The organism is Prescottella equi, from assembly GCF_020171745.1.
Lineage (GTDB): Bacteria > Actinomycetota > Actinomycetes > Mycobacteriales > Mycobacteriaceae > Prescottella > Prescottella equi_A.
Window position 1 is genome coordinate 39,641 of sequence record NZ_JAIVAH010000033.1, and the last position, 13,375, is coordinate 53,015.

General features: G+C 68.7%; 7 protein-coding genes. All 7 read left to right on the top strand.

The genetic code is table 11. From position 1 onward, the window contains the following. Window positions 1–26: 26 nt before the first annotated feature. The 7 genes from LCL87_RS24650 to LCL87_RS24680 all read left to right on the top strand — a co-directional run bounded on the left by LCL87_RS24650 (window position 27) and on the right by LCL87_RS24680 (window position 13,375). On the top strand, window positions 27–1,916 hold the full coding sequence (locus LCL87_RS24650; protein ID WP_225024086.1) for an alpha/beta hydrolase-fold protein: 1,890 nt from the start codon (window positions 27–29) through the stop codon (window positions 1,914–1,916). Window positions 1,917–2,031: 115 nt separating this feature from the next. Beyond that, window positions 2,032–2,586: a DUF732 domain-containing protein gene (locus LCL87_RS24655; RefSeq protein WP_225024087.1), complete on the top strand. Its 555-nt coding sequence runs from the start codon at window positions 2,032–2,034 to the stop codon at window positions 2,584–2,586. A 6-nt stretch (window positions 2,587–2,592) separates the two neighbouring features. Next, complete coding sequence (locus tag LCL87_RS24660; RefSeq protein WP_510850857.1) at window positions 2,593–3,579, top strand: cutinase family protein; 987 nt, start codon at window positions 2,593–2,595, stop codon at window positions 3,577–3,579. Window positions 3,580–3,741: 162 nt separating this feature from the next. Then, window positions 3,742–4,743 (top strand): LLM class F420-dependent oxidoreductase, encoded by a 1,002-nt coding sequence (locus LCL87_RS24665; protein ID WP_225024089.1) that lies wholly within the window; start codon window positions 3,742–3,744, stop codon window positions 4,741–4,743. Between the two features lie 237 nt (window positions 4,744–4,980). Beyond that, window positions 4,981–6,876, top strand: a complete 1,896-nt coding sequence (gene fadD32 / locus LCL87_RS24670) for a long-chain-fatty-acid--AMP ligase FadD32 (protein WP_225024090.1) — start codon at window positions 4,981–4,983, stop codon at window positions 6,874–6,876. 31 nt (window positions 6,877–6,907) lie between these two features. Continuing rightward, window positions 6,908–11,830 carry a polyketide synthase Pks13 gene (gene pks13, locus LCL87_RS24675; RefSeq protein ID WP_225024091.1) on the top strand — a complete coding sequence of 1,641 codons (4,923 nt, stop codon included), beginning with the start codon at window positions 6,908–6,910 and terminating at the stop codon, window positions 11,828–11,830. Beyond that, window positions 11,831–13,375 carry an acyl-CoA carboxylase subunit beta gene (locus LCL87_RS24680; RefSeq protein WP_225024092.1) on the top strand — a complete coding sequence of 515 codons (1,545 nt, stop codon included), beginning with the start codon at window positions 11,831–11,833 and terminating at the stop codon, window positions 13,373–13,375. It abuts the gene before it with no gap.

Here is a 13,375-nt window from a genome sequence, read left to right on the forward strand (position 1 = left end):
CGCCACGACGAAGGAGAGTTGTCCCCATGCGATCAGGTCTCGAGCGGTCGTCGTACCGCGCCGGCACCGAAGGTAGGTGGCGGAGGAGGGCGCTCAGCGTCGCCGCAGCCGCGCTTGTCATGCCGATCGCGGCGGGCATCACCTCGGTCGGTACCGCCGGTGCACAGTCCCTCGGCACTCCCGGTGGCACGCCCTCCGTGCAGGCGGGTGCTCCGGGAGGTGTCGCCAAGGTCGAGTGGCTCACCGATCGCCGCGTCGCGGTGTGGGTCAACTCGCCGTCGATGGGTGTGCCGATCCAGGTGCAGCTGCTGCTCGCGCGCGACTGGAACGCCAAGCCCGACGCCAAGTTCCCGGCAGTCTTCATGCTCGACGGCATGCGCGCGCGGGACGACGAGAACGGCTGGACGCTCGAGACCGACGCCGAGGCCTTCTACGCGGACAAGAACGTCAACGTCGTCATGCCGATCGGTGGCAACTCCAGCTTCTACGCCGACTGGCTCGACCAGAACAACGGTCACAACTACCAGTGGGAGACGTTCCTCACCAAGGAGCTCCCGCCGATCCTCGAAGGCCAGTGGCGCACCACGCAGACGCGCGGCGTCGTCGGCCTGTCGATGGGCGGCACTTCCGCGATGATGCTGTCGGCCCGCAACCCGGGCTTCTTCAAGTTCGCGGGTTCGCTGTCGGGCATCCTCACCACCACCACGCTCGGTATGCCGCAGGCCATCTCGTACGCGATCAGCGACGCCGGCGGATTCGACGCCGACGCCATGTGGGGTAATCCCACCAACGACGCATGGGCCGCACACGATCCGTACCTGCTGGCCGACAAGCTCAAGGGCATGAGCCTCTACGTCTCGAGCGGTAGCGGCACCACCGGTCCGTACGATCAGCCGTCCGGGATCCCGGGCATCAGCACCAACTACGCGGGTATGGGTCTCGAGATCCTGTCGCGTCTGACGTCGCAGACGTTCACCACCAAGCTGCGCAAGCTGAACATCCCCGCGACGGTCAACTACCGTCCGTCGGGCACGCATTCGTGGCCGTACTGGGAGTTCGAGATGCACCAGCTGTGGCCCCAGCTCGCCACCGCGCTCGGTGTCGAGGCCGACAAGCCGGGCTGCGGCGTGGGTGGTGCGATTGCACCGGTCGCGAACGGCAACAACTGGATCGGCGACTGCCTCACCGGCGAGTACTCGGTGCCCGGCGGTGTCGCGCAGGACTTCCGCTTCGGACGCATCTTCTTCTCGCAGAGCTCGGGTGCACAGCCCGTCGCGGGACGCATCGGTGGCACCTACCAGGGCGCGAACGGACCGGCCGGCGTGCTCGGGTTCCCGACCACCCAGGAGTACGGCACCCCCGACGGCCGTGGCCGCTTCAACCACTTCCAGAAGGGCTCTATCTACTGGACGCCGCAGACCGGCGCCCACGCGGTGAGCGGTCCGGTCAAGGACGAGTGGGTCAAGCAGGGCTACGAGGGTGGCCCGCTCGGCTACCCGCGGGCCGACCAGACCAAGCTGCAGGGTAAGGACGGCCTGGTCCAGGACTTCGAGAACGGTTCGATGTACTGGAGCCAGCCGACCGGCACGCACGCGGTCCGCGGCCTGATCATCAAGAAGTACGGCGAGCTCGGCTGGGAGGGTGGCCTGCTCGGCCTCCCGCTGACCAGTGAGATCGGTCTCAGGGACTTCGGCGCCTTCAACCGCTTCGAGAACGGCAACATCTACTGGAGCCCCGCGAGCGGCGCCTGGGCGGTCCGGAACGGCCCGATCTTCGACGCCTGGGCGAAGGAGAACTACGAGAACGGTCGACTGGGCTACCCGATCGGCGACCAGTTCGACGTTCCGGGCGGCGTGCAGCAGAAGTTCCAGCACGGCGTCATCACCATCAAGGACGGAAAGGCGACCATCGCCTGACGATGGTCCGACCACGCGCGGGGCGGTGACCGGATCCACGGATCCGGGCGCCGCCCCGCGTCGTATGTAGCCTGTTTCAAGACATCGTTTCGACACAGCAAACTCGAGGACTGACATGTCGCACTTCTCCCGTACCCGCTCCGCGCTCGCCCGCACCATTGCGACGAGCGCGCTCGTAGTCGCCGCCGGCGGACTGCTGGTCGCCTGCGGCGACGACGACTCGTCGGCCACGGGGGAGCCGTCGACCACGTCCGCCGCTGCGTCCACCACCAAGACGACGTCGAGCAAGACGACGGGTGACGCCGCGGCGCCTGCGCCTTCCGGTGGCGGCAGCCAGGCCACCACCGACGCCGTCGAGCAGCAGCAGTCCGTGCCGAGCGGGTTCCCCGGCCCCACCGAGGTGCCGATCGACCCCCGCGGTCAGGCGTTCCTGGACGGTCTGAAGAAGGAAGGCATCACGCCCGCCGGCAACGGCCAGATCGCCGTCTCGACCGCCGACTACATCTGTGCCGCGAAGGAGCAGGGCAGCTCCAACGAGGAGATCTCCACGTTCGTCACCGCGGCCGTCGGCAGCGAGGCGATCGCGTCGGGCCAGGAGATCTCGCCCGAGCAGGCCGGTAAGAACGCGGGCATCTACATTCAGGTCGCCCAGGCCGAGTACTGCCGGTAGTCGCGCGTGAGTGTGAGCGGCCGCGGAACGCGGAAGTCCGGGAAGAACCGGGGGCGTAGGCGCTTCGGACTCGTCGCAGTGCTCGCGACGATCCTGGTGCTCGTCATCGTCGCGATCTGGTACCTGCTGGCCGGGCGAGTGCCCGAGCCGGCGCCGCCGACGCCTCCAGGGCCGACACCGCCGAGTGCGCAGCCGGCGGATTGTCCGGACGTCCAGGTGATCTCGGTACCCGGAACCTGGGAGTCGAACGCCGCGGACGACCCGCACAACCCGACGGCCAACCCCGCGTCGCTCATGCTCAACGTGACTCGGCCGCTGCAGGAGCGTTTCTCGCCGCAGCGGGCCGACGTCTACACCGTCCCGTACGTCGCGCAGTTCTCCAATCCGGTCGCGCTCCCGCCGGACGGCCAGGAGTCGTACAACAATTCGCGCGCAGCCGGGACGGCGGCGACGATCGACCTGATCGAGCGTCGGCACGCGGAGTGCCCGCTCACGACGTATCTACTCACCGGCTTCTCGCAGGGCGCAGTGATCGCGGGCGATGTCGCGGCGCGGATCGGTGCCGGCGACGGCCCGGTGTCGCCCGACCTCGTGCTGGGCGTCGGCGTGATCGCCGACGGCAGGCGCGATCCCGCGGCCGCACCGACGATCGGTCCGCCGGTCGCCGGTGTCGGTGCGGAGCTGTCGCTCGCGGGCCTGAAGCTGCCGGGCATCACGATGACGGGTGTGCGTCCCGGCGGCTTCGGTGCGTTGGCGGATCGCACCGTCCAGATCTGTGCCCCCAGCGACGGAATCTGCGACGCGCCCGCAGAGGCGCTCAAGGTCGGCAACTGGCTCAGCAGTGCGTCACGACTGACCGAGTACTACAACAATCCGGTCCACGCGATGTACAACTCGTTCGTCGTCGACGGCAACGGAACCACCGCCACACAGTGGATCACGAACTGGGCGGTCGACCAGATCGACGCGGCGCCCGAGCCCGCGCACGAGTGATCCGCCGAAAGTCGTAGTCCGAACCGACTCCTCAGTAGCCTCACGAGCGGTAATGTCCGTGCTCGCGACCCGATCACGGGTAACGGGGGTGGATCCCTATGCTTGATTGGTTGTGCCTGAACGGGCCGGGGGCTGCATGCGTGAACGAGGAAGAAGGCTTTGATGGGTTCCACCGACGTCTCGGACGTCCGCGCGCCGCGTAAGTTCCGGTTCGCGGCCGGTGGCGAGGGTAATGCCGAAGAGGGCGGTGCTCGTCGATTCCTCAAGCTCGCGCAGAAGGCCGAGGAGCTCGGCTACGACAGCTTCATGATCCCCGACCACCTGGGCAATCAGGTGGGGCCGATCGCGGCACTGGGCGCACTTGCCGTCGCGACCGACAAGATCCGGTTGGGCACGGCCGTTCTCGCGAACGGTTTCCGGCACCCCGCGGTGCTCGCCAAGGACGCCGCCACGATCGACGTCCTCTCGGGTGGCCGTCTGGAGCTCGGCATCGGCGCCGGATGGATGAAGGAAGAGTTCGACAAGGGTGGCATCGAGTACGAGCGCCCCGGTGTCCGAATTGCGAAACTCGAGGAGTCCCTGCAGATTCTGGACACGCTGCTGCGTGGCCAGGAGTGCAACTTTGAGGGTGAGCACTACCGGATCAGCGGACTCAAGGGCAGCCCCCGTCCGCGGCAGGGCCCGCGCCCGCCGATCGCGGTCGGCGGCGGTGGCCCCAAGATGCTGGCCCTGGCGGCCAAGTACGCCGACATCATCTCGGTGGCCACGCCGACCAGCAAGGACGGCCGTCTGCTGCTGTCGGGCATCACGATGGAAAAGACCATCGAGCGGGTCGAGCGGATCCGGGACGCGGCCGGCGACCGGTTCGACGACATCGAACTGAACTGGACCATCACCACGATCATGGTCACCGACGATCGAGAGCAGGCCGCCGAGATGGCTCTGGCCGCGCTCGGCCAGGGGTTCCCGCCGAACATCGAGGTCGACACCGCGTTGTCGGTCGAGGAACTCCTGAACTCGCCGTACCTGGCGATCGGCACGTACGACGAGATCGCAGATCAGATCCGTAACGTGCGGGAGAAGACGTCGATGTCATATGTGGGCGTCTTTCCGACTCAGATGGAAGCATTCGCGCCGGTGATCCCATTGCTCCGGGGCGAGTAGACGATGCGCATCTGTAACATGTTGCTGGTTTCGAGTCGATGGACCGACTCGTAGGCGTGTCGTCTACGTCCCGGAAGTTGCGAGTGGCTACAAAGGAAAAAGGTAGCCACGAGCGACGACAAGAAGCAGGCCACGACCGACGAAACAGAGAACTAACGATGAATCCGCGCGGCGAAGGAAGTCTGGGGCGCAACTATGTCGGTTGATGGTTGTGTGATCGCTTCGACAGGAGAAGGAATGAACGCGATGTTCGACGACTACCTCGACGAACACGGCCACATCCGGCTCACGCCGGGGCACACGCTGATCGACTACGTCGATGAGCACACGCGCAACAACGCGGGTGACCTGGTGTACCGCTATGTCGACTACTCGCGCGAGCGTGACGGCGAGGCGCAGGAGTTGACCTGGGGCCAGTTCGGTCTACGCCTTCGTGCCGTCGCAGCCCGCCTGCAGCAGGTCACCGAGTACGGCGACCGTGTCGCGATCCTCGCGCCGCAGGGCCTCGACTACGTGACGTCCTTCTTCGCGGCAATCCACGCGGGTCGGATCGCGGTCCCGCTGTTCGATCCGGACGAGCCCGGTCACACCGACCGCCTGCACGCGGTTCTCGGCGACTGCGAGCCCGCCGCGATCCTGACGGCGACGTCGTCGGCGGCCGGAGTCCGTCAGTTCTTCCGTTCGCTGCCCGCCGCGAAGCGTCCCCGGATCATCGCGGTCGACGCGATCCCGGACAGCGTGGGCGACACGTGGGTCCGTCCCGCGATCGAACTCGACGACATCGCGTATCTGCAGTACACGTCCGGCTCCACCCGGACGCCGGCCGGTGTCGAGATCACGCACCGTGGTGTCGCCACCAACGTGCTCCAGATGGTCGACTCGCTGGGGCTCAGCGAGAACTCGCGCGGTGTCACCTGGCTGCCGCTCTACCACGACATGGGTCTGCTGACGGTGATCCTGCCCGCGCTGGGCGGCCAGTACATCACCATCATGAGCCCGCGCGCGTTCGTGCAGCGTCCGTACCGCTGGATCAAGGAACTCGCGGCGATCTCCGACGGCGCCGGAACGTACGCCGCGGCCCCCAACTTCGCCTTCGAGCACGCCGCGGTCCGCGGTCTGCCGAAGGAGGGCGAGCACCTCGACCTGAGCAACGTGATCGGCCTGATCAACGGCAGCGAGCCGGTCACGGTGGCGTCGATGCGCAAGTTCAACGACGCGTTCGCGCCGTACGGCCTGCCCAAGACCGCGATCAAGCCGTCATACGGCATGGCGGAGGCCACGCTGTTCGTCTCGACCACGCACCCGTCGGACGAGGCCAAGGTCATGTATGTCGACCGCGACCAGCTCAACGCCGGTCGCATGGTCCAGGTCGACCAGGACGCGCCGGGCGCGGTCGCGCAGGTCGCGTGTGGCGCCATCTCGCGTAGCCAGTGGGCCACGATCGTCGATCCGGAGGCCGCCGCCGAGCGTCCCGACGGCTACGTCGGCGAGATCTGGCTGCACGGTGACAACATCGGCCAGGGCTACTGGGGTCGCGAGCAGGAGACTGCCGAGACCTTCCACAACAAGCTGCTCGAGCGTCTGCCCGCGAGCTCGCACGCCGAGGGCGCGCCGGACGACGCCAACTGGCTGCGCACCGGCGACTACGGCGTGTTCGTCGACGGCGAGCTCTACATCACCGGCCGCGTCAAGGACCTGGTGATCGTCGACGGTCGCAACCACTACCCGCAGGATCTCGAGTACTCGGCGCAGGAGGCCAGCTCCGCGCTGCGTCCCGGTTTCGTCGCCGCGTTCGCGGTCCCGGCGAACCAGCTGCCGACGCAGGTGTTCGAGAACTCGCACTCCGGACTGGTCTTCGACCAGGACGACGCCTCCGAGCAGCTGGTCGTCGTCGCGGAGCGCGCGCCGGGCGCCGGTAAGGCCGACCCGCAGCCGATCGCGGACGCCGTCCGCGCCGCCATCTCGTCGCGTCACGGTGTCACCGCGCGCGATGTGCTTCTGGTTCCGGCCGGCTCGATTCCTCGTACGTCCAGCGGCAAGCTGGCCCGCCGCGCGTGCAAGGCGGCGTACGTCGAGGGGACGCTGCGTGGCGGCCACATCCAGACCGCGTTCCCGGACGCCGTTTCCGACTAGATCCTTTTCTGACGGATAGCTTGGTGAGTTGATGGCTGAACACGAGATGACGGTCGCGCAGCTGCGCGAGTGGATGCGCAACTGGATCGCAGAGGCTACCGGGCAACCGGCGGCGGCGATATCCGACGACCGACCGTTGGAGGAGTTCGGTCTCTCCTCCCGTGACGCAGTCGCGTTGTCGGGGGAGATCGAGGACCTCGTGGGGGTCACGCTCTCCGCCACGGTCGTGTACCAGCATCCGACCATCGCCTCGTTGGCCACCCGCATCATCGAGGGTGAGCCGGAGCTGCCCGGAGACGGCGACGACGCCGCGTACTACCGCGGCGGCGTCCCGGCCGGGCAGTCGCACGACATCGCGATCGTCGGTCTGGCGTCGCGGTTCCCGGGCGCCGGGCACACCCCGCAGGAAATGTGGAAGCTGCTGATCGAGGGCCGCGACGCGGTCACCGACCTGCCCGAGGGCCGCTGGGCGGAGTTCACCGCCGATCCGTACGTCGCGGCCGCCGTCGAGAAGGCCGCCACCAAGGGTGGCTACCTCGACGACGTGCAGGGTTTCGACGCCGAGTTCTTCGCGATGTCGCCGCTCGAGGTCCAGAACGTGGACCCGCAGCAGCGACTGGCGCTGGAGCTGACGTGGGAGGCGCTCGAGCACGCGCACATTCCGGCGAGCGCGCTCAAGGGCCGCGAGGTCGGTGTGTTCCTCGGCTCGTCGGCCAACGACTACCAGCTGCTCGCGGTGAGCGACCCGGCGTCGGCGCATCCGTATGCGCTGACCGGCACGTCGACCGCGATCGTCGCGAACCGCGTCTCGTACTTCTACGACTTCCGCGGCCCGTCCATCGCGCTCGACACGGCGTGCTCGTCGTCGCTCGTGGCGGTGCACCAGGCGGTGCGCAGCCTGCGTTCGGGTGAGTCCGAGATCGCGCTGGCCGGCGGTGTGAACATGCTGCTCGCGCCGCCCGCGACCCTCGGGTTCGACGAGGGCGGTGTCCTCACCGAGGACGGCAAGATCAAGGCCTTCTCGTCCGATGCGAGCGGCATCGTCCGCGCCGAGGGTGGCGGCATCGTCGTCCTCAAGCGTCTCGAGGACGCCGAGCGGGACGGCGACACGATCCTCGCGGTCGTCGCCGGTTCCGCCGTCAACCAGGATGGCCGCTCCAACGGACTGCTCGCGCCCAACCCGGACGCGCAGGCCGACTGCCTGCGCCACGCCTACCGCGACGCGGGCATCGCGCCGTCCGGCGTCGACTACATCGAGGCGCACGGCACCGGCACGATCCTCGGCGACCCGATCGAGGCGGACGCGCTCGGACGCGTCGTCGGCCGCGGCCGGGACGACGACAAGCCGGCGCTGCTCGGTTCCGCCAAGACCAACTTCGGCCACCTCGAGGCCGCCGCGGGCGCCGCGGGCCTGATCAAGGTCGTGCTCGCGCTGCAGGAGGACGTCATCCCGGCGTCGCTCAACTACGCGGGCCCCAACCCGTACATCCAGTTCGACAAGGCGCACCTGCAGGTCGTCCCGGAGGCGACGGCGTGGCCGCGCTACACGGGTCAGGCCGTCGCGGGTGTGTCCGGCTTCGGTTTCGGTGGCACCAACGCGCACGTCGTGGTCCGGGAGTACGTCAAGGCTCCGGCGCAGACGGTGTCCGAAGACGCCGTGGCCGATCTGGACCACGAGAACACCACCATCGAGGCCGAGGCCGAGCGGATGCTCGCCGAGGCCGCGGCGTCGGTCGGGCTCGACGAGGCGTCGGACGCCGTCGAGGTCGCGGAGACCGCGGTCCTGCTCGCGGTGTCGGCGTCGATGCCGTCGCGCCGTCGCCGCGCCGCCGAGGATCTGGCCAACTGGCTCGAGACCGAGGAGGGCAGCCGGACGCCGCTCGCCGACGTCGCGCGCACCCTCGCCAAGCGCAACCACGGCCGCTCCCGCGCCGTCGTGATCGCGAAGAACCGTGCCGAGGCCGTCACCGGTCTGCGCGCCGTCGCCGCCGGCAAGCCCGCCCCGGGCGTGCTGACCGCCGACGCGCCCGCCGCGAAGGGCCCGGTCTGGGTGTTCTCGGGCTACGGCTCGCAGCACCGCAAGATGGCCAAGCAGCTGTACATCGAGAACTCGGTGTTCCGCGCGGCCGTCGACGAGGTCGACGCGCTGATCGAGGACGAGGCCGGCTACTCCATGAAGGAGAAGTTCCTCGACGACTCGCTCGACTACGACGTCGAGACCTCGCAGGTCGGTATCTTCACGATCCAGGTCGCGCTCGCGAAGATGTTGCGCCACCACGGCGCCGAGCCGTCGGCGCTGGTCGGGCACTCGATGGGTGAGGCCGCCGCCGCGTACGTGTCGGGCGGCCTGTCGCTCGAGGATGCCGTCCGCGTCATCTGCTCGCGCTCGCGCCTGATGGGCGAGGCCGAGGGTCTGCTCGAGGGCGACGCCATCCGTCTGATGGCGCTCGTCGAGTACAGCTCCGAGGAGATCGAGAAGGTCCTGCCGGACTTCCCGAACCTCGAGGTGTGCGTCTACGCGGCCCCCACCCACACCGTGATCGGTGGCCCCGAGCCCGAGGTGAACGCGATCGTCGCGCGCGCCGAGTCCGAGGAGAAGCTGGCCCGCGTCCTGCAGACCAAGGGCGCGAGTCACACGTCGCAGGTCGATCCGCTGCTCGGTGAGCTGGCGGCCGAACTGGCCGGCATCGAGCCGCACAAGCTGAAGGTCGGGCAGTACTCGTCCGTCGATCAGGACGCGTTCTACCCGGCGGGCCACGCCCCGATCCATCCGGTCGAGTACTGGACCAAGGGCCTACGCCACAGCGTGTACTTCACCAATGCCGTCAAGGCCGCGGTCGACGCCGGACACACCACGTTCGTGGAGCTGGCGCCGAACCCGGTGACGCTGATGTCGGTGGCCGCGACCGCGTGGGCCGCGGGCATCGCCGACACCCAGCTGATCCAGACGCTCAAGCGCAAGGAGGACGAGCCGCTCGGCGTGCTGACCGCCCTCGCGCAGCTGTACGTCCACGGGCACGCCGTCGACCTGCCGTCGTTGCTGCCGTCCGGCGACTTCGCCGACCTGCCGCGCACCGCGTTCCTGCGCAAGCGGCACTGGATCGACGCACGCGTGTCGTCGGCGGGCAACACCCGGGTTCCGGGTGCGCACGTCGCGCTGCCCGACGGCCGTCACGCGTGGGAGGTGCAGGCGTCCGCCGTCACCGACCTCGGCGCACTCGTCACCGCGGCCGCGTCGCAGCTGTTCGCGGACGTCGCGCTGACCGGCGCTGTCGCGCACGGTGAGGTGCCGTCGGCCGGGACCCTGACCACGACGCTCGTCCCGCATCTCGGTGGTGCGTCGGTGCAGGTGCACGCCAAGACCGGCAACGCGTTCTCGCTGGTGTACGACGCCGTCGTGTCGTCCGGTGAGGCGCTGCCGGAGCCGGTCGTCGCGGCCGTCGCCGCCAAGCCCGCGGCGTCCGACGAGGTTTCGACCGAGTCCGCCGAGACCTTCGGTGACCGTTGGGATCCGGAGAGCTCGCAGTCGCTCGAGGACCGCCTGACGATCGTCGTCGCGGAGTCGATGGGCTACGCGCCGGAGGATCTGCCGGGCGAGATCCCGCTGATCGAGCTGGGTCTGGACTCGCTGATGGCGGTGCGGATCAAGAACCGCGTCGAGTACGAGTTCGACATCCCGCAGCTGCAGCTGGCGGCGGTGAAGGACGCGAGCCTGCACGACGTCGCGAAGTACCTGCGCTACGCGGTGGAGAACCGCGAGGAGGTCGCGGCCATGGCCGCGCAGCAGCAGTCGGAGAAGGATGCCGGCGATGCCGTTTCGGAGGTTGCGGCTCCGGTCGTCGAGTCCGAGGAGAAGGCTCCGGCCGAGTCCGACGAGGTCGGCGTCCCCCCGCGTGACGCGGCGGAGCGTCTGACGTTCGCGTCGTGGGCGGTCGTGACGGGCAAGTCGGCGCCGGGCATCTTCGGCACGCTGCCGATCCTGGACGACGAGTCCGCCGAGAAGCTGGCGACGCGGCTGACCGAGCGGTCCGGCGGCGAGATCACCGTCGACGACGTGCTCGACGCCGAGACGATCGAGCAGCTCGCCGAGACGGTGCGTCAGCATCTCGAGGACGGCCTGAAGATCGACGGCCTGGTCCGCACGCTGCGGCCGCGGGCCGAGGGCTCGGATGCGGTGCCGGTGTTCGTGTTCCATCCGGCGGGTGGCTCGACGGTGGCGTACGAGCCGCTGCTCAAGCGTCTGCCCGCGCACACGCCGATGTTCGGTCTCGAGCGGGTCGAGGGCCCGATCGACGAGCGCGCCGCGGCATACGTGCCGCTGCTGCGCGAGATCCAGGGCGACGGCCCGTACGTGCTGGCCGGCTGGTCGCTCGGCGGCGTGCTCGCCTACGCGGTGGCCCGCCAGCTGCGCGAGCAGGGTGCCGACGTCCGCATCGTCGGCCTGATCGACACCGTCATGGCGGGCGAGCACGTCGAGGACACCCCCGAGGAGATCCGGGCCCGCTGGCAGCGGTACGCCGCCTTCGCGAAGGAGACGTACGGCGTCGACGCCCCGTTGCCGTTCGATCGGCTCGCGGCGGCGGGCAGCGACGAGGAGCAGATCGGGATCCTGATGGACCTGCTCAAGCTCAGCGGCGCGAAGATCCCCGGCGGCATCATCGAGCACCAGCGCACGTCGTGGCTCGACAACCGCGCCATCCAGACGGCGGACCCGCAGCAGTACGACGGCGATGTCGTGCTGTACATGGCGGACAGCTACCACGACGGGGCGATCGAGCTCGAGCCCGCGTTCGCGACCCGTCAGCCCGACGGCGGCTGGGGTGAGGTGGCGAAGAACCTGGAGGTCGTCTACATCGGTGGCGACCACATCCAGATCGTCGACGAGCCCTACATCTCCAAGGTCGGCGCGGACCTGTCGAACAAGCTGACCGAGATCGAGAAGCGGAGCAACTGAGTGAGCACCACCACCGCGGAAAAGCTTGCGGAACTGCACGAAAAGCTCGAGCGGTCGAAGGCCCCGGGTAACCCGAAGGCGATCGCGCGGCGCGCGGAGAAGGGCCTGCCGACGCCGCGTGAGCGGATCGACATGCTGCTCGACCCGGGCACGTTCGTCGAGATGGGCCAGCTGGCCCGCCAGCCCGGCGACGAGTCCAACCCGTACGGCGACGGCGTCGTCACCGGCCACGGCCTGGTCGACGGCCGTCCGGTCGCGGTTTTCGCGCACGACCAGACCGTCTTCGGCGGTGCAGCCGGTGAGATCTTCGGCCGCAAGGTCGCGGCCATCGGGGACTTCGCCATCAAGATCGGTTGCCCGGTCGTCGGCATCAACGAGTCCGCCGGCGCCCGCATCCAGGACGCCGTGACGTCGCTCGCGTGGTACGCCGAGATGGGCCGCCGCCAGGAGCCGCTGTCGGGCATGTGCCCGCAGATCTCGATCATTCTGGGCAAGTGCGCCGGCGGTGCCGTCTACGCGCCGATCAACACCGACATCGTGATCGCGACCGAAGAGTCGTACATGTTCGTCACCGGACCGGACGTCATCAAGTCCGTGACCGGCGAGGACGTCAGCCTCGACGAGCTGGGCGGCGCCCGAAACCAGGCGCAGTACGGCAACGTGCACCACGTCGCGGCCGACGAGAAGGCCGCGTTCGAGTACGCGCGCCAGTACCTGAGCTACATGCCGTCGAGCTGCACCGAGCAGCCTCCGATCATCAATCCGGGTCTCGAGCCGGAGACCACCGAGGACGACCTGTCGCTCGACTCGTTCATGCCCGACGCCGACAACGCCGGCTACGACATGCACGACATCCTGATCAAGATCTTCGACGACGGTGAGTTCCTCGAGGTCCGGGCGGAGTCGGCGCAGAACATCATCACCGGATACGCCCGCGTCGACGGCCGTCCGGTCGGCGTGGTCGCGAACCAGCCGATGCATCTGTCGGGCGCGCTGGACGCGGCGGCGTCGGACAAGGCCGCGCACTTCGTGCGGGTCTGCAACGCGTACGACATTCCGCTTGTGTTCGTCGTCGACACCCCCGGCTTCCTGGTCGGTGTCGAGCAGGAGAAGATCGGCGTCATCAAGCGTGGCGGCCGCTTCCTGTTCTCGTATGTCGAGGCGAGCGTGCCGAAGGTGACTGTCGTGGTGCGCAAGTCGTACGGCGGCGGCTACGCGGTGATGGGCTCCAAGCAGCTCGGCGCCGACGTGAACCTGGCGTGGCCCACGGCCCGCATCGCGGTGATGGGTGCCGAGGGTGCCGTCAACATCATCGGCCGCAAGCAGCTCGAGGCCGCCGGTGACAACGCCCCCGCGGTCCGCGCGCAGCTGATCAACTTCTACAACGAGTTCGTCGCCACGCCGTACATCGCGGCCGAGCGCGGCTACGTCGACGCCGTCATCGAGCCCTCGGCCACCCGCCTCGAGATCCGCAAGGCGCTGCAGCTGCTCCGCGGCAAGAAGGTGTTCAAGAACCCGCGCAAGCATCATCTGCTCCCGTTCTGA